Below are 20,894 nucleotides of genomic sequence, written 5' to 3' on the forward strand. Positions count from 1 at the left end.
GGACCGACTTTTAGCCGGTCCCGATTGACTGAAGTGTCAGCGCTAGCGAGCCCGTTGCGAAGCAGGTAAAAGGATTCGATACCTTCCTTCGCTCCGTTGACGGTCAGCCTTTGTGACCGCCGATCTTGACGATCTTCATGCTGTTGGTGCCCCCGCCCTGGCCGACCACTTCGCCATAGGTGAAGACCACCAGATCGCCCTGCTGCACGACGCCCTGTCGCAGCATCTCGACCTCTGCCCGAACCAGCAGGCTGTCGCGATCGGTGTTTTCCTGCGAAATCGTCAGCGGCAGTACGTCACGGAACAAGGCCAGACGCTGGTAGGTTTCGACTTCCGGTGTCAGCGCATAGATCGGAATACCCGAGACGAAACGCGACAGCCACAGGGCCGACGAGCCCGACTGCGTCAGGGCTGCAATCGCCTTGACCTGCAAGTGCGCCGATGCGAACAGTGCGGCCATCGAGATGCTCTGGTCGATGCGCGAGAATTCACCCGGCCCAAGGATGTCTTCGCTGATTTTGCGGCCCACCGATTTCTCGGCCTCGATACAGACGCGTGCCATCGATTCGACCGTTTCGACCGGGAACTGCCCCGCCGCCGACTCTGCCGACAGCATCACGGCATCGGTGCCATCAAGCACCGCGTTGGCAACGTCCGACACCTCGGCGCGCGTCGGCACCGGGCTGGAGATCATCGACTCCATCATCTGCGTGGCGGTGATCGACAGTTTGTTCTTCAATCGCGCCAGCCGGATCATGCGCTTCTGCAAGGCAGGCACCGCGGCATCACCCACTTCGACCGCCAGATCGCCACGGGCAACCATGATGCCGTCGGAGGCATCGAGGATTTCTTCCAGATTCGCCACGGCTTCGGTGCGTTCGATCTTGGCGATCAGTTGCGCCTTGCTGCCCGCCGCGCGCAGCAGCGTCCGTGCCATGTACATGTCGGCACCCGACTTCGGAAACGACACCGCAACGTAGTCCGCGCCCAGCCTGGCTGCCGTCTTGATGTCTTCCATGTCCTTGGCGGTCAGCGCCGGCGCGGTCAGGCCGCCCCCCTGGCGATTGATGCCCTTGTTGTTCGACAGCGGACCGCCCACCAGCACCGTCGTGTACACCTCCGGGCCACGGACTTCGAGCACCTCAAGCTGCACTTTGCCATCGTCAAGCAGCAAAATCGCGCCCGGCTCGACGTCGTTCGGCAGCTCTTTGTAATCCAGTCCCACACGCTCCTGATTGCCTAGCTCGCATGCGGCATCGAGGATGAAACGGTCACCCTTCTTCAGCACGATCTTGTTCTTCTCGAACTTGCCGACGCGGATTTTCGGGCCCTGCAGGTCGGCCATGATCGCCAGTGACTGATTCGCCCGCGCCGCACAGCCGCGCACCATCGTGGCGCGATCGATATGGTCCTGTGCACTGCCGTGGGAAAAGTTCAGCCGGACCATGTTGACGCCGGCGGCAAGCAGGCGATCCAGCGTATCCTGATCACTCGAAGCGGGGCCGAGCGTAGCGACAATCTTGGTGCTGCGAAGCATAGAGTTCCTTTGCCTGAAGTTGCGGTCGAATTGTTATAGCTGACACCTGTTCATCACGATGTCATTTCGGAGCAGATTATATCCAGCCAGTGCTCGGACCATGAGGCCGATGCAGCGTGGACGTGACGAAACTATCGAGCAAATACCGGGCCAACTAGCTCGGGCATGTCGGAGCCATGACCAATCAGAGGTATCGCCGCGGGCGGCGGCGCGCGCTCCAACTACCGACGAGAAGGCAGATCAAGCCTGATTGCGCATGCCACAGGTGTACGAGTAAAAATCGAACTGCGTACTTCTGAACGTCTACCCGAACCTCTGGATGCATGCGGACATGCTTGCATGACGCAGGAAACAAAAAACCCCAGAAAGCCAGGCTTTGTGGGGTTTGCTGGGAGGCACTGGAAGCCTCCGGAACTGGTGCTGGTACCCCCGACAGGAATCGAACCTGTAACTGGCCCTTAGGAGGGGCCCGTTATATCCATTTAACTACAGGGGCAGAGCTTTGATCGAAAACAGTGTCAGCCCTGTAAATTCAAGTACTTACACTGCATTTCGTGTTGGTGATTCGGTGCTATTTTTCCGGGCTTTTCGTCGTTTTTTTTAGCTGTTTTTCGGTAGTCAGTGCTACTGAAGTACTACGCTGAAACTCACCGACGACATCCGGTAGCACCCGGCATGGCGAGCATTATACAGATCAACGACGGATGGCGGGCAACGGCTGACCCGCCATCGCCGGAAGTACACGACTGACGTGCGCTCTTCCAGCAGGACTCGCACGCAGGCTGAGTTATATCAGCCCGGATGTGCTCAAACGTCCCTGTCGCGATGCCGAATCAATCCAGCCAGTCTGGTTTATCCGCGCACATCTTGCCGTCTTCAATCGTCGTCATCTGCATGCTGCCGGCCACCGCCTGAATCACGATGTAGTAGAGATCCTCCTGCGACCGGTTTCGCCATGTGCGCACGCCTTCGGGAGCAACGCGGATGACGCTGCCTTCCCGGACGTCAATGACAGTACCATCGACGAGAAACTGGCCGTTCCCCCGAAGGAAGATGTACAGCTCTTCATGCGCGGTATGGGTGTGATTGAAGGGCAGGCTTTGCCCTGCGCCCAGTTTGTTGAGCGACACTTCCATACTGTCCATGCCCAGCGGTTCTTTGAGGAACAACTTGCCGGGAAAGCTGCTTCCCTTGCCCACGGGAAGAAAGAACTGATAGCGGTCGAGATCATCGAGTGCACCGACATGTGCACCAGCGTAATTCCGGCCCCGAGCCACCTCGAGTTGCTTGTCTTTCATGACTCCTCCTTTCGTTTATAAAAATATGTATATACATCTATATGGAGAAAAATCACCCTCCGACTTTCTGCACCAACAGGAAAACCGAGCGGGTCAGGCTATCCAGATCGACATCATCGGCGAGTCTGGTGAACTCCTTCTGCGCACCCTCCCACAGCGGCTCGGCATGCTGCAGACGCTGCAGCCCGTCCGCAGTGATGCGCCAGCAGCGCTGACGGCGGTCAGTCCCGGTCGCAGCCTCGATCCAGCGGTTTTCTTGGAGGATCTTCAAGGTCCGGGTCAGGGTAGTACTGTCCATCGCAAGGGCATCCGCCATTCCGCCGGTTGTCAGATCGGGGCATGCCGCCAGCAGCTTCAGGATGCTGAATTGCGTGATCTTGACGCCGGACGGTTTGAGCATCTGGTCGTACAACTGCGTGACGACCCGAGACGCTTGCCGCAAGGAGCCGCAATAGCAGGGCAGCCGGATAGGTTTCATGTCGCATGCCTCGATTGACGTTGAACACCACTATACATGCATATACATATATCACCAGAAAAACCGGCCATCCCGATTGCCACCGCAGACACCACCATCCAGCCATGACCTACTCTTGAGCACCGCCGAGCAGCATCACAGGGTCAGGCGACCAGCACCAGAACAACGCGCCCTGCCTTTCCGGTGCATTTTTGGTCAACAGATGGAAGCGGCTCACCCCACCGGCAAACGGCATGAAGCAAAATGCCCCCCCAGTGCAACGGCCGCGTCGATATCCCGAATCGGGCCGACCACCCGGAACCGGGTACCCGGCGTGCCGATCGGTACCGGAGAATTCACCTGACCCACCCTGCACCATCACCGGGAGGCATTCGCTGCCCAACGCACAGCGCAAGGAGGGTACATCCGGCAACCACCCTAATCCGCGGGCTTGAACTCCAGCAAGATCCCCTCCTCCATCGTCAGGATGCCCTGCTCGCGCAATTCCGAAACCACTTTGAACAGCATGCTTCTGGACAGCGAGGTCCGCTCTTGCAGGTAGCGCAGCACCGGTACGGTGGCACGGATGTTTTGCGGCGCGGCGGCCAGAATCTGAATGTGCCAATGAATCACCGCACGTGCCTGCGTGTGTGAAACGCTTTCGAAACGTACGCCAAGCGATGCAATGTACTTGGCCAGCACCCGACTCGTCTCCAGCCAGAGGCCGCGACGATCGATGCTCGCCTTCCAGTCGTCGAACGCGACTTCCTGTATCTGGCAACGACTGCCGAGTGAAGGGGTGTACTGGAATCCATCGTGGGGATGGAAAAATTCGAATATCCCGATCGGGTGCGGCGCGTGCACAAGGCCAATGACTTTGTGGCTGCCGAGCGGCGAGACTTTCATGACGCCGAAACGCAGCAGATAGACTTTTTGCGTCTCACCGGGAGTCAGCACATCCGTCGGTTTCAGCCGCGAAAAAGGCTGCTTCGAATGCACCGTGTCGGACATGAGTGCATTGAGGCTTTCCAGTGGCCACTGGTGAACGGACTGCCAATCACGCACATCGACTCCTTACAAACGATCCGTGTATGACCATCATACGGTCGGGATGAAAATGCGGCAAAACCGCCGAATGCGCATTTGCCAGTTGGTGCCGCCGTCAGCCTTGCGATGACGGCGGCCATGCTCGTCGCCAGTGCTTATGTCGCGCTGGGCGACGATGCCGCACCGGTCGGCGCACTGTCGCGGCGGGTCTTGTCCTGCCCATCGCCACCGAACACCTTGTACAAGGTGACGAGATTGGCCTGACGGGCCAGCCGGACCGCAATCAAGTCCTGTTGCGCGCCGTAGAGCGAGCGTTGCGAGTCGAGCACGTTCAGATAGCTGTCCACGCCCTGGTCATAGCGCGATTGCGACAGCGTGTAGCTCTTGGCCGATGCATCGACCAGTGCCTGCTGTGCCGAGACTTGCGCGCCGAGGGTACCGCGATCGGCCAGTGCATCGGACGTTTCACGGAATGCGCCCTGAATCGCTTTTTCGTACTGCGCCACGGCGATTTTCTCGTCGGCCTTGGCGACGTCGAGGTTGGCCGTGTTGCGACTACCATCGAAGATCGGCACGCTGATGCTCGGCATGAAGCGCCATGCGCCCGAATCACCCGAGAACAGATCGCCGAGACTGGCGCTGGCACTCCCCGCACCGGCGGTCAGCGTAATGCTCGGGAAGAAGGCCGCGCGGGCCGCACCGATATTGGCGTTGGTCGACCTGAGCAGGTGCTCGGCCTGGGCGATATCCGGCCGGGCCAGCAACACCTCCGACGGCAAGCCCCCGGGGAACTCGCGCAACGCAGTCACCGACTCGACCGACGTCGTCGGCTGCAGTTCGGTCGGCAAGGCCGTACCCAGCAGCAGGCTCAGCACATTGCTGTCGCGGGCGATCTGGCCGGTGAACCTGGCGGTATCGACGCGCGCCGACTCGACGCTGGTTTGTGCCTGCCGCACATCGAGTTCGGACGCCACGCCCAGATCGAAGCGTTTGCGGGTCAGTTCGAACGAAGCAAGCTGGCTCTTCAGCGTGTCCTGCGCCAGTTTGAGCCGATCCTGATCGGCAGCCAGCGTCAGATAGGCGTTGGCGACTTCGGCGATCAGGCTGATCTGCGCGCTGCGGCGTGCTTCCTCGGTGGCGAAGTAACGCTCGAGCGCGGCGTCCTTGAGGCTCTGGACTCGCCCGAACAGGTCGATCTCGTACGAAGCGAAGCCGAGGCCGGCGCTGTACTGGTGGCTGGTCGCCTCCCGGCCGGACGGTGTCAGCGTCCCGGGTGTGTGCTGCCCTTGTCCCGAACCGGCGGCGCTGATTGTCGGGAACAGATCGGCACGGCTGATCTGGTACTGGGCACGGGCCTTCTCGATGTTGAGTGCCGCAATCCGCAGATCGCGGTTGTTGGCCAGCGCCAGCGCGATTACCTGCTGAAGCTTCGGATCGCTGAAATAGTCGCGCCAGGTCGTCTCGGCGAACTGGCGGCCATCGGCGTTTGCAGCCTGATAGGCCGCACCCTGCGGCCACGATGCTTCGACCGGCATGTCGGGCCGCTGGTAGGTCGGGGCCAGCGAGCAGCCGGCAAGAAGGACACTGGACAAGGCCAGGCCCAGAATCGAATTGCGCATGAGGATAGACCTTTGCATTTGGCGAACGCCCGCGCCCGGCCTGATGGTGGCGGCACGCGGGGTTCTGTCGTCCGGACGAGGGCTGCGGATCAGTGATCGAAGTACAGGTAGTGCAGCCAGCTGGTCATCCGCAGCAGCACGCGCCGGATGATCGCGACGTGGTGGAAGTGCTCCGAATAGACCGCAACTTGCGCAGCAATCCCCTCGACCAGGCCGGCCGGCGGGTTGTCCAGCGAGATCTCGACATGAATACCGTTCTGCTTGGGATCAACGGAGATGCTTTGCATCACGCCGGACGGACGATAGGCGCCATCGGCAATCGCCGGCATCACCTGCACGACCTTGCCCTTGAACACTTCACCAGGAATTGCGGTAAAGACGATTTCGGCTTCATTGCCCGGCTCAAGGCGCATCGACGCATTCTGGCGGAACGAGGCAATGATGTTCTTGCGCTGCGAATCCGACACGAACACCACCAGTGGCGTCATCGCAAACGGCGTGGCGATCTGGCCCGGCTTGACCAGCAACTGGGTGACATAGCCGTCGGTCGGTGCGCGCACCACGGTGTTGTCCAGATTGAACTGGGCTTCCTTCAATTGCGCCTGCAGATTGACGACCTTGGCATTGACGCCGCCGATTTGCGAGTTCAATTGCTCGTTGATCTGCTGCTTGTTGCTGGTCAGCTGGTTCAGCTTCTCGTCTTCGGCCTTGAGGTTCTGCTGCGCGGTGGTGATATCGCGTTCTGCGTACGGGCAGTTTTCCTTGGACAGACCGCTGCAGCTGAAGCGCTGGCTGTCCTTGAAGGCCTTGTCGCGAATGGCACGCTGCTGCTTGATCTGCGCGTCCGCCGCGTCGAGTGACGCTTGCAGCCCGAGCACATCGTGCTCGGCCGAGACAAGCGAAGCCTTCAGCGCATCACGGCGCGCCAGGAACGCCGTCGGGTCGATCCGGTAGATCAACTCACCTTTTTTCATCGGCACGTTGACTTTGTCGGTGACCTGGATGACTTCACCCTTGATCAGCGGCGACAGACCGGACGTGATCACGGCTTTCTGGGCGGAATCGGAATAAGGGTGGTTGTAGTTCATGATCAGCAGCAATGCGCCAATCAGGAAAACACCACCCAGGAATGCAGTTGGCACCGTCCATTTATTGACGGGAACCTTGAAGACCTTGAAGACACAATAGCAGATTGCGGTGTAGGTCAGAATGAGCAGAATATCCATTTATTGTCCTTTTACGATCTCTGTCGGATCATTGCTTGTCGCGATAAACCTGCTTGAATTCGGCCAGCTCGGTCGTCAGCACGGCAAGCTGCTGTTTGGTGGCAGTGAGATCGGCCAGCAGGTATTCGAGCGTCTCATTGCCTTCCTTCTTCTGGGTAAAGCCCCAACCGCGGTCTTCGCGGTACAGCGTCGCCCAGATCCAGAGAAACGGCCAAAGGACATGCAGGGTAAAGAGACTGACCCAGCCTGCGACATGGATTGCATCCTGCTGAGGATGATTCCGCTTTTTTGCCAATTCATATGGAATATCATGAACTGCTATAATTCCATAGAAAAGGACGAGGACAACGAAGAATATAAGTCCGAGCGCGAAGTAATTTAAAAACATGCTGAACCTGATAAGAGTTTCATGTAGGAATCGGGCCCCGATTTTCTTGAGTGCGTGTTGCGCGCACTTGGCATCCGATTTGTCGAGCGAATGAAACCTTAAAATGATGCGTCAATCAACCAACGATCCAAAAGTGGACCGGTCATCCAGAATTGTTTGATTATGCCAACGCCATCTCATGATCCTGCTGAGGCGCACAATTCCGGTGATCCATGCGGGCGAATTCATGGCGCCGAACCTGCCCTCGCAGCATGGCGTGAACCTCACTATCAGGCCCAGCCCCGGGGGCGTTCAATTACTCCCTCAAGCCGCTTCGTACCGATCATCCTTGCCGAAGACATGGCAACCCAGCGGCGGCGGACTGTACTCCCTTAAGGCGTCTGGCGAGCCGGTTTGCGCACCGCCAGACGGAGTACCGAAACGGCGCCGAACTCGAGCCTGCACAAACAAGGGAGTCCGCACCAACCGCCCCAAACAGGCCGGCACGGCAGGCATGCCTGGATAGCCGGCAGCCCCCCAATTCGGCTACTGGAATTTATGCTCGTTGAGCCCGACGATCACTTGATGCATGTATTTGATTTCCTGGGCATCCGAATATTCATCCAGCCCACCCCTCACAACAACGTCATTCACGACCTTCCACACCACTTTATTTTTGGTGACGTAGTCGATGGCGAGCCCGAGTGCGTTAAACAATGTTCGATCCGATTCTTGTCCCAGCTTGCTTCTCACGTTGTTCAGCCCCCTTTCGGCAGGCTATTGATATGGTCCAGAGCACTTAGCGCACCTTCCAGCACAGCGCGCGCCAGTTATATGCGGAACGCGCCCAGCAACACCTAGAACAATGCAGATCCGTGCGATGACGGCTACGCTTCAGCTGGCTGCGCGATCGCGCACGGCCCAGTATCTGCCCGCGCATTGCGGGCATGATCAAGACCAACCAGCGGGAGTACGAAGTGCCGTTTGAAAATGCCAACTGCTATGGATACGCCTGGGGAACCAATTACAACTTCGCGCCGGGGTCGATCGGCCCCGATCGCGAAAGCATCGACCTGGACGGAATCAGCGACGTCAACGAAGCTGCGTCCATCGTGATGACCGCCTGCAAGGCCGACGGCCTGCTTCCCCAGCAAAGTGCAACGGCCTACCAGATTGCCGTTTTCATCAATACGTATGAGGGCGACAGGCTGGATTACCACTTCTACCGGCACGGCCCCAACAAATGGAGCCACAAGATGAGCAACACGGGTCAGGTCGAGGAAGGAATCAACGACCCGGTCGCGCACAACCTTGGCCTGATCAATACAAAAGACGCAAACGACGACCTGATCATTGGCCAGCACAGCTGCGGCATCCTTTATCGCCCCGAGGCGCCGACGCCGGAACAGATCATCGAAACCCTCGAGGGATAAGCCGTCGCCAGACCAGTGGCCTCACCACAATCGACACGGTCCGCCGTCGGCCGGACGCGCATGCCACACTATCAGTCCGGCGCCATGAAAAAAGCCCGGGCCACTTGCGCAGCCGGAGCTTGAGCTGTTCGGATTCAAAGAGCTTGGTACCAGACCGGCCATCTTTGAAAAAGGCGCATCCTGCATGCCCTCGCCGCATACCGTTCGGCGAACGTACTCAAGGACACCCAGTCAGTTGAGAATGACTCTGGGCTCGTCATCACGGCCCGCATAAAAGTAGGTCAAACGTTCAAAACCCAGATCCTGGGCCAGATCGTCGGCATACTCGCCATAGGTCGGACTGCGTTCATCCGGCTGCAATTTCTTGTGGGTTTCAAGCACAACCTCCAGCTCTTCTTTTTCACCACGCTGATCTGGCATTGCAAAGCAGACCTCCCCGTACTTTCCCCTGAATACAAAAACCGATCTCACTTGCATCGAGCATTCCTCCTTCGTGAGCAAGCCTTCCAGTTGTGCCGGAAGGTGACGGTCTGCGCTCGCGCAATTCGGATGATTGAACTTCCCATGTCGCCATGGGGGACGACCGTCGACCTCATTGGACCCTGAAAACGCGCGCAGGTTACGTCGTTCGTCCGGTTGTTTCGCCACGGCCGCCTGGCGGAAAAACGCACATCCGATGCAAGCCCGCACCTGCACGCGCAGTGCGACGACCCGCGGTCGCGCGCGTCAGCGACGGCATGCACTAGGCAGAACGCGACACATCGCACAACGCACCACAATGACGCTCGGCGCCCGGGCTTGGAGTTCACGAATTTCCGACTACGCTCAGCTTAGGGAACACGCAAAACGTGACGCCCTGCGGCAGGTTACCGTCCGTCTGGCACAGTCCTGCCACGTCGTTTTTGGTCAACTTTCCGGTCAGTTCGTTGACCACGCACCATTTATGACAGTCAGTTAAAAAGATTCTGTGCTCAAAACCTAATCCGTACATTCCGGGGAAGATCATGGAACGGCAATTGATATCAAGCGAGGAACTGATGGCGCTGATCAATCGCGAGGCCAGTGAATGCGGCTTTGCCGAGGTGGAATTCGGTCCGCCGGTGCTGCGCACGCCCAATTCCGGCGAAGCCAACTGGGCGCTGGGCCACGTCAGTGGCCCCCGACGCCAGGTCGGCCGATGTCTGGAGCGCTTGCGACTGACCATCGATCGCTTGCAGGCAATCTACGCACTGCCCGGGCCGGCAATCCGGCGCATCAGCGTGACCAGCATCCAGGGCAAAAGCGCGGTGCGGATCGAGTATTGACACCCGATCGGCACCATTCGTTGCCAATGCCCGGGCAACCGCGCCGAACATGACTCGACCGTGGCGAGTCTACTTGGCGCGGTCGCCCAGCTTGATTCCGCTGAGCCGGCCCGACTCGAAACGCAAGGTGGTCAGAAACTTTCCACTGCCGGGGTTGTAGGTCCATTCATCGACCGATTCGCACTGGTTGACGTTGACCACCGTACCGCCATTGGGCAACGGCGCCGTGGTGGCCTGCCTGGATTCGCAAAACGAATCCCTGACAAACGGCTCGCCACACTTCTGCAGCACCTCGGCCCGCGAATCGCCCAGCGAAACAAGATTGTTCTGGCACCGGAACGAGTCTGCAAAAGCGGGAAGTGCGCACAGTGTCGAGGCTGTTGCAACTATAAGGGCGGCAAGTTTCATCTGTTTCATATCGATACGCTCGTCGGAACGGACCGTTCGCGTTGCATCGGTCGCAAGATTGAATGGCCACGATATTCGGATTCAAGCCCGTCATGCGTAACAGCTTGTCCCTGCCGAAAGGTCGGCCCGCACAAAGCACAGGGTAGCTAGACACTGCCGTTACCCATGCGCCGGCCAACGCCAAAGAGCGCCTTAGCGTCGACGCATCCAGATCAGCTTCGGAAAATCCGGCCCGTTGCGCTCGAGCAGCGCGGCGTACCGGACCGTCACACGGCCGAACTGCGCATCCACCTCGCTGATGAAGTAACGGCTCTGCACCGTCAATGCCTCGAACCGGAGCTGGCCACGCGCTCGCTCGGGCAGCGCAGCGACGAACTCGGCCACCGAGCCGAAATGGTGCCCCGCTCGGCGTGAAACCACGGCTTGTCCCTCCGCCAGCGTCAACGCCGGCACCACGGCAGCAATGACCTCGGGCGACGCGAAATTGACATTGATCGGGGTCTGCGGCGGCAATACGGCAACAAACGGCGTGATCCGCTCGATGGTCCCGGCATCAAACCCCTGGATCCGGACCAGCGAGGCCAGATCGGTCAGCGGCTGGTTTGCCGCACGGTAGGGCTGAGGCAGCGCCAGATACACGGCATCCTCGGCACCACCGGGCCGGGCCTCCCCGTCGGCGTCGAGCCAGTCGACCAGCGCATCGACGTGCTGTGGCGACACACCCACCAGCTCAAACAGTCGTCGGCAGGCCGCGACTTCGTTCTCGTTTGCCAGGCCGTTGCTGACCAGATTGTTGAGGTTGAAGCGCCCCTGCTGCTCGAGCAAGCGCCCGCCAACTTTGCCCTGCTCGACCGGAATCGCCGGAATCGGTACGTTCCACGGCTCGCCCAGATGGTCGACCTGATTGTTGCGCGCGTCGTCACGCAAGGTAAAACGCGCCAGCTGCACGCCGGAGTACGCAATCACCCTCGCCTGTCCCTGATCGAGCTGGTTTTCCAGCTGAAAGAACCAGAGCTGCTGCCGCCAGGCGATCCACGCCGCCAATGCGGCGACCAGCGCAGCGGTAATCACGGCGGTGATCAGGGCGATCCCTGTCTGTCGCCTGGGTGTCATCGGCCTCATGGCAGGGCGAACACCCGTTCGATCGGCGCACTGCCCGTACGCGCAAGCGTGATTTTGACGGCCCGGGGCAGAGGTGCCGATGCCGGACTGCTGGCGTTCATCGGCCAGCGGACCTGCCAGGCGTTGGCGTCATCGAGGAAGGCCGACTCGAAACGGTCGATGCCATCGAGCAGCGGCAGCACCGTTGGCTGCGCGTTCGGCGCGGGGTCGAGCGCATCCCACAACAACAGCTCCAGTCGGCCATCCTTCAGGCGGTACGCTACATGTTGCGGATCGCGATCCCGCGCCAACCTCACCAGTTCGAGCGCGGGAGCGTTCGTGGCAGCGTCGCCGTTGCGGCCAGTCAGGGCCGGCTGAAGCTGCCCACCGCCATCCCGCCATGGCCGCAAGACCGACTGGCCGACATCGTCGCCGATCCGGTCGAACACCAGCGCCAGATCCCGCCACGACTGCGCTTCGGCATCGAGACGCAGCTTGGTCGTTGCCACCGAATCAAGCCCGCGCCAGGCGACCAGCGCGATGACGCTGAAAATCGCCAGCGCGACCAGCAGTTCGAGCAGGGTGAAGCCGGAACGGTCAGCGCGGCGTGCGGGCAAGATAACCAACCAGAGTCGCAAAGGCATGAGTGGTGTCGCCGGCGGCGTACACCCTGATTTCGACGCGGCGGAAGCTGCGATTGGGCGAAATGCCGTCCTCCTCCTGCCAGACGAAATCGCGCCCGGCCATGCTGGACTGGCCTTCGCGCCGGCCCGGTTCGGGGAACTCGCCACGGGCGGCGATCTCGGCGAGCCGGTTTTGTGCCACCCAGCCTGCCAGTGTCCGTGTCGCCAGATCGGCGGCGGTATCGGTGCTGGCCGACACGGCACGCAGGGCCGCTGCCATGGCAATGGCGAGTACCGCCAGCGCCACCAGCACTTCGACCAGCGTGAAGCCGCGATCAACCATTGCCCGGGTCCACTGCACGCGCGCTGACGCGGCCCATCGCATCGCCGTCGAGCTGCCAGCGCGCTTCGCCGAGCTGCAGCTCAAGGTGAAACGGGGCATTTACCCCCGACGGTTCGAACACGATGCGCTCGCCGATCGGCCGCTCTCGCAGATTGATGGTCAGGGTGCTCAAGGCCAGCCCCTCGGGAAACGGCCGGGCGCGCAGCACGTCGTCGGCACCAATCGCCTGCCAGCTGTTCTGGTCGTCGAGCAGCCAGAACTGATAGCCGCGGCCATCGCTCGACCACGCCGTGACCCGCCCCGAATTGATTGCGGCATCGCGCGCACTGTCCAGCAGCAGCGCCAGCCGCTCGGCCTCGCGTGACAGCGTCGTCGCGTCCGAATCGTTCAGGCGTACCACCGCCAGCCCGAGGATCAGGCCGACGATCGCCAGTGCAACCAGAATCTCGACCAGCGTGAAGCCGCGACGGCGCCGCATGGATTTACTGCTGCCAGGAACCGATGTCGGCGTCGTAGCCCTCGCCGCCTTGGGCAGCATCGGCGCCGTAGCTCATCACATCGATTTCGCCGTGCAGCCCCGGATTCAGGTAGAGGTAATCGCCGCCCCACGGGTCTTTCGGCAGCTTTTCGAGGTAACCACCGGTCTTCCAGTTCATCGGCACCGGCGGCACACCCGGCTTTTCGGTCAGCGCCTTCAGCCCCTGCTCGGTGGTCGGATAGCGGCCGTTGTCGAGCTTGTAGAGCTTGAGCGCCTGCACCACGCTGCGGATGTCCTGCTTGGCGGCCACGACGCGCGCCTCGTTCGGCCGGTCCATGATCTTGGGCACGATCAGCGCACCGAGAATTGCCAGAATCGTAATGACAACAAGGATTTCGATCAGGGTAAAACCGCGCTGAACCGCGCTCCGGGCTTGCATCATCTCTACTCCGTTTTTATTGGGTATGGCTTTGAATCCGGCTTACTTGACCAACTGGTTCATCTCGAACACCGGCAACAGGATTGCCAGCACGATCAGCAGCACGACACCGCCCATCAGCAGCACCATGACCGGACCAAGCAGGCTGGTGAAGGTGGCAACGCGATTCTCCAGCTCCTGGCTTTGCTGCTGCGCCGCCTTGTCGAGCATGTGCTCAAGCCGGCCGGTAGCTTCGCCGCTGCCGATCAGATGGATCAGCACCGGCGGAAACAGCTTCGATTCGGCCAGCGCACGCGACAGCGTCATCCCCTCGCGGACCTGCGCGGCGGCAGTCTGTACGGCATCGCGCAACGGCAGACTCCCGATCACGCCCGCTGCGGCGTTCATTGCCCTGAGCAGCGGCACACCGCTGCCGACGAGGATGGCCAGCGTCGAGGCCAGTCTGGCGGTGTTGCCGGCGCGCTCGAAGCGGCCGAACAGCGGCAGCCGCAGCACCCACAGATCAAATGCGCGCCGGACGCCGGGCTGTTTCAATGCACGCCAGACACCCAGTCCAGCGAGTACCAGCACCACCAGCAGCACCGCGCCCCAATCGCGCACCAGCGCGCTGACCCACAGCAGCGCCCGGGTCAGGAAAGGCAGGGTCTGTTTGGCACTCTGGAATACCGTCACCATCTGCGGCACCACCCATGTCAGCAGGCCGATGATGACCAGCGCCGACACGACCATCACCACCAACGGATAGATGAACGCCAGCATCACTTTCGACGCCAGCGCGGCGCGGCTTTCGAGATAGTCGGCCAGCCGCTGCATCACCGCTGCCGCCTTGCCGGATTCCTCGCCAGCGGCGACGATGGTCCGGTACAGCTCGGGAAATGCAGCCGGATGGCTGGCCAGCGCCTGTGACAGTGACACGCCGGCGAGGATTTCACTGCGGATGGCGGCAACCAGCGTCTTTTCACGCTCGCCGTCGCTCTGCTCCCCGAGCACTACCAGCGCCTCGTCGATGGTCAATCCAGCGTCGAGCAGTGTCGACAATTGCCGGGTCAGTAGCGCCAGTCGCGCGGTGCCAAGACCACGCGGGCGTCGGCCCGCCCCGGGCATCGCCCCCTCGTGCAACTCGCTCACCCACAGGCCGCGCTCCCGCAGCTGCATCCGCACACTGCGGGCGTTGTCGGCCTCGATGCCACCGCGGACTTCCTTGCCGTCGGCATCGACCGCGCGGTAACGGAATGCGCTCACGTCGCCGCCGCCTCGGCGGGAATCCAGCCGAAGATCGTCGCCATTTGCACCGCCAGGCCGTACTGCAGCAAGGCCAGCGGCAGGTAGGCAAGCAGGCCGGCAACAATCTGTCCCGTCCGGTGCGCCGTCGCGACCGCAACGGCACGAACGAGCACGACGAGGCCGTACAGCGTCAGCACGACCGTAGCGATCAGTTCGGCGTCGCCGTCGAGCAGCGCCGCCAGCGGCTGCAGCAATTGCGGCGTTGCCGCCAGCACTACCAGTGGGAACAGGCTGGACTCGAGTGGTTTGCGGTCGAGCAGGCGCAGCCAGCCCATCAGCCACAACGTCGAGACGATGGTGCTGAGCAGATCGAGCGTGACGAAGAACGCCACTTTGGCCAGCAGCGGCGCATCAAAATCATGGGCACCGAGCGCGGCAGCCGTCGACAGCAAGGCCAGCCACGCCAGCGGCTGCCACACCGGATAACGGTAATGTGCCAGCGGCTCGACCCGAAGCCGGACGAGGCCGATGGCATCACGCAACAAGGCTTGCACGGCGGATCAGGCGAAAATCACGGTCTTGTTCGAGTACACCAGCACACGGTGCTCGAGATGCCACTTCACCGCCCGCGCCAGCACCATCTTCTCGAGATCGCGGCCCTTGCGGATCAGCTCCTCGACGTCGTCACGATGCGAAATGCGGATCACGTCCTGCTCGATGATCGGACCGTCGTCGAGGATTTCGGTCACATAGTGGCTGGTCGCGCCGATCAGCTTCACGCCGCGCGCAAACGCACGGTGATACGGCTTGGCGCCGTCGAATGCCGGCAGGAAGCTGTGGTGGATGTTGATGACGCGCTGCGGATAGGCCGCGGTGAACTGGTGCGACAGCACCTGCATGTAACGGGCCAGTACGATCAGGTCGATGCCGTGGGCTTCGAGCAGCGCCTTCTGCGCCGCCTCGGCCTCGGCCTTGTTGTCCTTGCCGACCGGAATCACGTGATAGGCGATGCCGTAAAACTCGGCCAGCGCGCGGCAGTCTTCGTGATTGGAGATGATCAGCGGAATGTCGCAGTGCAGCTCGCCGCTCTTGTGGCGGTACAGCAGATCGACGAGGCAGTGGTCGTACTTGGAGACGAAGATCGCCATCTTCGGCCGTTCGGCCGACAGTGCGACGGTCCACTGCATCTGGAAGCGGTCGGCGATCGGCTGGAAGGCCGGCGTGAACGCGTCCATGTCGAGCGTGAAATCGGTCAGATCCCACTCGACACGCATCAGGAACAGGTTTTCCGAGTTGTCCTGGTGCTGGTCGACGTGAACGATGTTGGCGTTGTACGTGTACAGAAAATTGGCGATCGCGGCAGACAGGCCTTTGCGGTCCGGGCAGCTGATCAGCAAAGTGGCGGTATTCATGAAGATTCCGGTATAGAAAGCTGCAGCCGATTCTAGCAGCTCGCTTTCGCACTGGGCAGAAACGCTGAGGGCGCAAGGCTAACGGCAGACGATGTCAGTACTGTGACAACCATCAGGCAACCAGTTGCCTGCGTCGCCGGTGGCTGTCGACCAGCAGCATCGCTTCAATGAACAAGCCCTGAAACGGCTGGCTGTAGCCGTGTTCGGGCAGCTCGCTCTCCCAGCGGTGGCCACCGCGCTCCGCCGGGTCGATGACAAACCGCAGCGGATAGCCGAACATGGCGGCATAGATTGCGGCACCGACCCCCGCCGTGCGCGCCGGATTGAATCGGCGCCCGCCGGCACCAGCGAATTCGTGATCGATCGCGCGAAACACAACCGCCATTGTCTGCGCCGGCGTCAATCCGTCGAGCATGGCCATCTTCGCCGCCGAGATCAGAATTTCTTCTGGAATCAGTACCATAGGGATGCACCCCGACACATGATGTGCTGCTGCAGCATAGGCACAAGAACTTACTCACTGCGTCAACAATCACCCACCATTTATCGGTTTCTCCATGTTCGACATCGTCCTTTTCCAGCCGGAAATTCCGCCCAACACCGGCAACGTCATCCGTCTGGCCGCCAATACCGGCTGTACGCTGCATCTTGTCAAACCCCTCGGATTTGAGCTCGACGACAGCAAACTCAAGCGCGCCGGACTCGACTACCACGAGTACGCCGAACTGCGCGTACACGACGACTGGGATGCGCTGCTTGCCGCCCTGCCCGACCGGCGCTTTTTTGCAATGACCACCAAGGGCAGCAGCCGTTTCGACGCACTGGCCTTCCAGCCCGGCGATGTCTTCGTCTTCGGCCCGGAAACGCGTGGCCTGCCGGATGATGTTCTGGTGCGTTTCCCGCCCGAGCAACGCATCCGGCTACCGATGCGCGCGGGCCAGCGCAGTCTCAACTTGTCAAACGCGGTTGCGGTGACGATATTCGAAGCTTGGCGACAACACGGCTACGCCGAAGGCTCCTGATGCGGATTTGCTTGCTTGCCCTGCTGCTCGCCAGCCCCTTCGCACATTCCGCACCGTGCACGACACAAACGCCGGTCGGCAGCGATTGCCAACTGTCGTTGAGCGCATTGCGACCGACGCAGGCCAACGTCGGAAAAATGCAGGTCGACGACGAAGCAGGCAAGCTCGCCGGCAAAACAGCGGCGCAACTCGATGCCTACGAGCGCAAGAAGCAGATTCCGGTCGTACTTTCCCCCGACGGCGATTTCTATCTGACCGACCGCCACCACCTGGCCAGCGCGCTACTGAAGATCGGCCAGACACAGGCAACGGTCAGGGTGATCGGCAAGATCGACAGCGACTTCTGGCCAAAAATGGTGACTAGTCACTGGACCTGGCTGTACGACGCACGCGGCCAGGCCATTCAGCCTGCTCAACTGCCGGCCTCGCTGGCAGCGCTCGGCGACGACCCCTACCGCAGCCTGGCCGGCTACGCCCAGGATGCCGGCGCCTACGACAAGGCCAAGCGCGCCTACTTTGTCGAGTTCGCCTGGGCACGCTATTTCGGCGAACGGATGGACTGGCGCGCCATCGACCGCACCACCCTCCCCGCTGCGCTGAAACAGGCGCAGCAGCTGGCCTGCGAACCGGCAGCCAGTGCTTTGCCCGGCTACCGCAAGGATTGCCCCGCCGGCGCACGCTAGCGGCAACCGGCTATGCGGCACGGTGGCGCAAACACTGCATTCCGACCCAAAACCTGACGCGATCATGACGCAAGTCATTCGGAGCAGATAGAGTAGCCACACCCTACCGCTCGATCCGCACGATGACGCCCGCCCGTACGTACCGCAAGCCCTCAGCCATTACGCCTTACTGGGAATGCTTCCCGCAGTTTTTCGCCTATCCGTTCCGGCTGGAGGCGCTGCTGCCGCTGGCAGGTTTCGCATTCGTCTTCGTCGCTTTGACATGGTTTACCGGGGACGGCCTGCCCGGCGCGCTCGCGATGCTGCTGATCGCGGTGTTTTTCCTGCGTTTTGCGTTTTCGGTTCTGGAGCGCACTGCACTCGGTCATATCGGTGAAACACCACTGGCATTCGAGCACGACGATGCGCACAAATGGCGCCCGTACAAGCACTTTGTCGCGCTCGTTCTGGCCGGCGCACTCGTCGGCCTGACCGCGGCCATGCTCGGACCGCTCGCCGCCGAGCTGCTCTCGCTGGTACTGATGCTGGTCTGGCCGGCCAGCATCATGCAACTCGCACTGAGCGACAGCCTGATCGAATCGGTCTCGCCCAATCTGCTGTGGAGCCTGATCCGCGACATCGGCCTTCCCTATCTGGGTTTGTGGGCCTGCCTGTCCATGCTCGGCATCGGCATATCGGCAGCAATTCACTATCTGCCTGTCTGGTTCGACAACGGGCTGCTGGTCGCACTCGGTATCGGTTTTGTCTACATGTACTTCACGCTGGTGATGTACCGGCTGATGGGCTACGTGCTGTACCAGTATCACGACGCCATCGGCCTCGCCGTGCATGGCATGGAGACCGCACCGGCAACGCCGCAACAGCAGGCGATTGACGAGGCAGGCGCCTTACTCGGCAGCGGCGACACCGACGCGGCGCTGGCAACCCTGCGCGCAGCATTGCGAGCACACCCGGGCGAGCTGAATCTGCATGATCGCAACCTGAAGCTGCTGATTGCCGCAAACGCGCCGGACGAACCATTGCGTGATGCGGCAGCCCGCTACCTCGACGCGCTGCAGCAGGCGGGCAAACGGGGCCAGGCACTGAATGTGGTCGAATCGGTCAGGCGACGGTTGCCCGAATTCCAGCCAGGTAACGGGCAGTTGGCGGTGCAACTGGCGCAGCTGGCGTACGAACAACGCAAACCGGCACTGGCCATCAGCCTGCTGCGCGGTTTCGAAAAACGCTACCCTGGCAACGCCGACATTGCGACGGCGATGCTGCTCGGCGCGCGACTGCTGTGCGAGCACCGCAACGATGACACCCAAGCCAGCAAGCTGCTGCAGGCACTGATCGCGCGTTTTCCGCAACACCCCGCTCGCGCAGAAGCGGAACGGCTACTGCTGACGATCACCCGACTGGCGACTCAGTGAAGCTACAGCCTTGCCTCGGCGGCATCCGGATAATGCTGCACCAGCAACCGTCGGCAAGCATCGGCCCGGCCGATGTCGCCTTTCTGCCTGAACAGCTTTGCAGCTCTGAAAAGCAGAGCCGGTAGCGCAGGCTGATCCGGCATACGCTGTACCAGCATCCGCAACAAACGGTCGGCACTGTCGGCGTCGCCGTCGTCAAGCCACCCGGCGGCCAGCTTCAACCATTGCGACACCGATAACTTGGGCAAGGTCGAACACTGCGCCAGCGCGGCTTGCCAGGCTTCGGATGCCATGGCGCGCAACGCGGGCGCTGTCGGAGCCAGTTCGAGCACGCGCAGTCCCGCCTGTTGTCGCAAAACCGGATCGGCCTGCAGCTTGGCAGCGCGATAGAAGGCGGACGCAAGCGCGACGTCGTCGGGACGGCGCACCGTCAGCTTTGCGTACATGGCGGCAGCCTTGTCGAACTGCAGATCCGCAGCCCAGCGCTCCGCCTCCCGCACTTGATCCGCATCCTGCGTGGCAACGTCAGCGGATTCGATCCGTGCAGCTGAACGCCCTTTGCGCCGGAAGCGGTACGCCGCAGCCAGCATTGCGCCGGTGAGCAGGCCGGCGAAGTGCGCCATGTAGTTGACGTGGCTTTCGGGTGAACTCAAGCGCATCCACAACTCGGTCAGCAGCCAGACCGGCAGCACGATCAGCGCCGGTGCTTTCAGCGTACTGAAGTAGACGACGATCCAGTAGAAGAAGCGGATTTTGCGCATGCCGTAGAGCACGACGAACATTGCCATCACCCCGGCAATGGCACCGGAAGCACCGAGCGACACCGAATAGCGCGGCGCGCCGGCGATCAGGTCGGGAATGGCCGCACCCAAGCCTGCAATCAGATAGAACAGCAGGAAGACACCCCCACCGAGCGCCGCCTCGACGGTGTAGCCGACGATGAACAGGATCGCCATATTGCCAAGCAGATGGTCGACACTGCCGTGCATGAACATGTGCATGAAGGTCGTCAGCGGCGTCGGGGCTGCCGGCCGCAACGCGAAGCGATCGGTAAATACCTGCCGGTACAGCCGGTCGAACTCGGCCCGGCCGGCGCGCCAGCCGGTGTACTCGGGCATGGCCGGACTGATCACCTGATCCGCACCCAGCCGCTGCAGGAAATCCGGATCCCCCTGCAAGGCCATCAGCGCAAGCGGCGAGTTGCCGTCGTGATCGGCACGCAGCTCGGCCAGCAATTTGTCCTCGCCACGCCGTTCCAGATCGGCGAGATAGCGCGGCAGTTCGATTTCGGCGAGCCCGGCTTCCTGATAGTGAGCGAACGCACGCGCACGGCGCGCATCGTCATGGTACTGGCCGCCGAAATAGATCAGACAGCACGCGACAATCAGCAACAGCGTCACCCATGGCGGGCGGCGCCAGTCGGGTTGCGCCGGCAAGGGCAGAATCAGCATCCGTCTCTCC

At 61.4% G+C, this 20,894-nt stretch carries 25 protein-coding genes and 1 tRNA gene; 5 read left to right on the forward strand and 21 right to left on the reverse strand.

Annotated elements, in window-relative coordinates:
- Nucleotides 1-103: 103 nt before the first annotated feature.
- The 9 genes from pyk to JMJ54_RS03095 all read right to left on the reverse strand — a co-directional run bounded on the left by pyk (nucleotide 104) and on the right by JMJ54_RS03095 (nucleotide 8,304).
- On the reverse strand, nucleotides 104-1,537 hold the full coding sequence (gene pyk / locus JMJ54_RS03055; protein WP_203536464.1) for a pyruvate kinase: 1,434 nt from the start codon (nucleotides 1,535-1,537) through the stop codon (nucleotides 104-106).
- A gap of 421 nt (nucleotides 1,538-1,958) precedes the next feature.
- Nucleotides 1,959-2,033, reverse strand: a tRNA-Arg gene (locus JMJ54_RS03060).
- A 337-nt stretch (nucleotides 2,034-2,370) separates the two neighbouring features.
- Nucleotides 2,371-2,835, reverse strand: coding sequence for a cupin domain-containing protein (locus JMJ54_RS03065; protein ID WP_203536465.1), 465 nt, complete (start codon nucleotides 2,833-2,835; stop codon nucleotides 2,371-2,373).
- A 52-nt stretch (nucleotides 2,836-2,887) separates the two neighbouring features.
- Nucleotides 2,888-3,313: a MarR family winged helix-turn-helix transcriptional regulator gene (locus JMJ54_RS03070; protein ID WP_203536466.1), complete on the reverse strand. Its 426-nt coding sequence runs from the start codon at nucleotides 3,311-3,313 to the stop codon at nucleotides 2,888-2,890.
- A 417-nt stretch (nucleotides 3,314-3,730) separates the two neighbouring features.
- Nucleotides 3,731-4,357, reverse strand: coding sequence for a helix-turn-helix domain-containing protein (locus tag JMJ54_RS03075; RefSeq protein ID WP_203536467.1), 627 nt, complete (start codon nucleotides 4,355-4,357; stop codon nucleotides 3,731-3,733).
- Nucleotides 4,358-4,494: 137 nt separating this feature from the next.
- On the reverse strand, nucleotides 4,495-5,958 hold the full coding sequence (adeC, locus tag JMJ54_RS03080) for an AdeC/AdeK/OprM family multidrug efflux complex outer membrane factor (RefSeq protein WP_203536468.1): 1,464 nt from the start codon (nucleotides 5,956-5,958) through the stop codon (nucleotides 4,495-4,497).
- Between the two features lie 89 nt (nucleotides 5,959-6,047).
- Nucleotides 6,048-7,184 carry an HlyD family secretion protein gene (locus JMJ54_RS03085; protein WP_203536469.1) on the reverse strand — a complete coding sequence of 379 codons (1,137 nt, stop codon included), beginning with the start codon at nucleotides 7,182-7,184 and terminating at the stop codon, nucleotides 6,048-6,050.
- 28 nt (nucleotides 7,185-7,212) lie between these two features.
- Nucleotides 7,213-7,572 carry a DUF3302 domain-containing protein gene (locus JMJ54_RS19595; RefSeq protein ID WP_203536470.1) on the reverse strand — a complete coding sequence of 120 codons (360 nt, stop codon included), beginning with the start codon at nucleotides 7,570-7,572 and terminating at the stop codon, nucleotides 7,213-7,215.
- Between the two features lie 525 nt (nucleotides 7,573-8,097).
- Nucleotides 8,098-8,304, reverse strand: coding sequence for a hypothetical protein (locus JMJ54_RS03095; RefSeq protein WP_203536471.1), 207 nt, complete (start codon nucleotides 8,302-8,304; stop codon nucleotides 8,098-8,100).
- A 194-nt stretch (nucleotides 8,305-8,498) separates the two neighbouring features.
- On the opposite strand from JMJ54_RS03095, the gene JMJ54_RS03100 reads away from it, so the two are divergent.
- A complete protein-coding gene (locus tag JMJ54_RS03100; protein ID WP_203536472.1) occupies nucleotides 8,499-8,984 on the forward strand; it encodes a hypothetical protein in 486 nt (161 codons plus the stop codon).
- A gap of 231 nt (nucleotides 8,985-9,215) precedes the next feature.
- Here JMJ54_RS03100 and JMJ54_RS03105 read toward each other — a convergent pair whose 3' ends face one another.
- Nucleotides 9,216-9,461 carry a hypothetical protein gene (locus tag JMJ54_RS03105; protein WP_203536473.1) on the reverse strand — a complete coding sequence of 82 codons (246 nt, stop codon included), beginning with the start codon at nucleotides 9,459-9,461 and terminating at the stop codon, nucleotides 9,216-9,218.
- A gap of 527 nt (nucleotides 9,462-9,988) precedes the next feature.
- Between JMJ54_RS03105 and JMJ54_RS03110 the strand changes: the two genes are divergently transcribed.
- Nucleotides 9,989-10,288: a hypothetical protein gene (locus JMJ54_RS03110; protein ID WP_203536474.1), complete on the forward strand. Its 300-nt coding sequence runs from the start codon at nucleotides 9,989-9,991 to the stop codon at nucleotides 10,286-10,288.
- Between the two features lie 69 nt (nucleotides 10,289-10,357).
- Here JMJ54_RS03110 and JMJ54_RS03115 read toward each other — a convergent pair whose 3' ends face one another.
- The 10 genes from JMJ54_RS03115 to JMJ54_RS03160 all read right to left on the reverse strand — a co-directional run bounded on the left by JMJ54_RS03115 (nucleotide 10,358) and on the right by JMJ54_RS03160 (nucleotide 16,737).
- On the reverse strand, nucleotides 10,358-10,705 hold the full coding sequence (locus JMJ54_RS03115; RefSeq protein WP_203536475.1) for a DUF2845 domain-containing protein: 348 nt from the start codon (nucleotides 10,703-10,705) through the stop codon (nucleotides 10,358-10,360).
- 183 nt (nucleotides 10,706-10,888) lie between these two features.
- Nucleotides 10,889-11,809, reverse strand: a complete 921-nt coding sequence (gene gspK / locus JMJ54_RS03120; protein ID WP_203536476.1) for a type II secretion system minor pseudopilin GspK — start codon at nucleotides 11,807-11,809, stop codon at nucleotides 10,889-10,891.
- A 5-nt stretch (nucleotides 11,810-11,814) separates the two neighbouring features.
- Nucleotides 11,815-12,414, reverse strand: coding sequence for a type II secretion system minor pseudopilin GspJ (gspJ, locus tag JMJ54_RS03125; RefSeq protein WP_203536477.1), 600 nt, complete (start codon nucleotides 12,412-12,414; stop codon nucleotides 11,815-11,817).
- Nucleotides 12,395-12,763: a type II secretion system minor pseudopilin GspI gene (gspI, locus tag JMJ54_RS03130; protein ID WP_203536478.1), complete on the reverse strand. Its 369-nt coding sequence runs from the start codon at nucleotides 12,761-12,763 to the stop codon at nucleotides 12,395-12,397. Before gspI ends, gspJ begins: the two co-directional genes overlap by 20 nt.
- The gene (locus JMJ54_RS03135) at nucleotides 12,756-13,241 is read right to left on the reverse strand and encodes a GspH/FimT family pseudopilin (RefSeq protein ID WP_203536878.1); all 486 of its coding nucleotides are present in this window, start codon (nucleotides 13,239-13,241) and stop codon (nucleotides 12,756-12,758) included. The genes gspI and JMJ54_RS03135 overlap by 8 nt, the downstream gene beginning before the upstream one ends.
- 4 nt (nucleotides 13,242-13,245) lie before the next feature.
- Nucleotides 13,246-13,683: a type II secretion system major pseudopilin GspG gene (gene gspG / locus JMJ54_RS03140; RefSeq protein ID WP_203536479.1), complete on the reverse strand. Its 438-nt coding sequence runs from the start codon at nucleotides 13,681-13,683 to the stop codon at nucleotides 13,246-13,248.
- A 39-nt stretch (nucleotides 13,684-13,722) separates the two neighbouring features.
- Entirely contained in the window at nucleotides 13,723-14,922 is a 1,200-nt protein-coding gene (gspF, locus tag JMJ54_RS03145) for a type II secretion system inner membrane protein GspF (protein WP_203536480.1), read from the reverse strand.
- A complete protein-coding gene (locus tag JMJ54_RS03150) occupies nucleotides 14,919-15,458 on the reverse strand; it encodes a hypothetical protein (RefSeq protein WP_203536481.1) in 540 nt (179 codons plus the stop codon). The genes gspF and JMJ54_RS03150 overlap by 4 nt, the downstream gene beginning before the upstream one ends.
- A 6-nt stretch (nucleotides 15,459-15,464) precedes the next feature.
- Entirely contained in the window at nucleotides 15,465-16,316 is an 852-nt protein-coding gene (gene purU / locus JMJ54_RS03155; RefSeq protein WP_203536482.1) for a formyltetrahydrofolate deformylase, read from the reverse strand.
- A 112-nt stretch (nucleotides 16,317-16,428) separates the two neighbouring features.
- Nucleotides 16,429-16,737, reverse strand: coding sequence for a hypothetical protein (locus tag JMJ54_RS03160; RefSeq protein WP_203536483.1), 309 nt, complete (start codon nucleotides 16,735-16,737; stop codon nucleotides 16,429-16,431).
- A 136-nt stretch (nucleotides 16,738-16,873) separates the two neighbouring features.
- Here JMJ54_RS03160 and trmL point away from each other — a divergent pair, with 136 nt between their 5' ends.
- The 3 genes from trmL to JMJ54_RS03175 all read left to right on the forward strand — a co-directional run bounded on the left by trmL (nucleotide 16,874) and on the right by JMJ54_RS03175 (nucleotide 19,433).
- Nucleotides 16,874-17,338 (forward strand): tRNA (uridine(34)/cytosine(34)/5-carboxymethylaminomethyluridine(34)-2'-O)-methyltransferase TrmL, encoded by a 465-nt coding sequence (trmL, locus tag JMJ54_RS03165; protein WP_203536484.1) that lies wholly within the window; start codon nucleotides 16,874-16,876, stop codon nucleotides 17,336-17,338.
- A complete protein-coding gene (locus tag JMJ54_RS03170) occupies nucleotides 17,338-18,021 on the forward strand; it encodes a ParB-like protein (protein WP_203536485.1) in 684 nt (227 codons plus the stop codon). The genes trmL and JMJ54_RS03170 overlap by 1 nt, the downstream gene beginning before the upstream one ends.
- Nucleotides 18,022-18,143: 122 nt before the next feature.
- On the forward strand, nucleotides 18,144-19,433 hold the full coding sequence (locus JMJ54_RS03175; protein WP_203536486.1) for a tetratricopeptide repeat protein: 1,290 nt from the start codon (nucleotides 18,144-18,146) through the stop codon (nucleotides 19,431-19,433).
- Nucleotides 19,434-19,435: 2 nt separating this feature from the next.
- Here the strand turns inward: JMJ54_RS03175 and JMJ54_RS03180 are convergent, their stop codons facing one another.
- Nucleotides 19,436-20,884: a rhomboid family intramembrane serine protease gene (locus JMJ54_RS03180; RefSeq protein ID WP_203536487.1), complete on the reverse strand. Its 1,449-nt coding sequence runs from the start codon at nucleotides 20,882-20,884 to the stop codon at nucleotides 19,436-19,438.
- Nucleotides 20,885-20,894: the final 10 nt, after the last annotated feature.

The sequence above is a fragment of the Jeongeupia naejangsanensis genome (assembly GCF_016865585.1).
Taxonomy (GTDB): Bacteria; Pseudomonadota; Gammaproteobacteria; order Burkholderiales; family Chitinibacteraceae; genus Jeongeupia; species Jeongeupia naejangsanensis.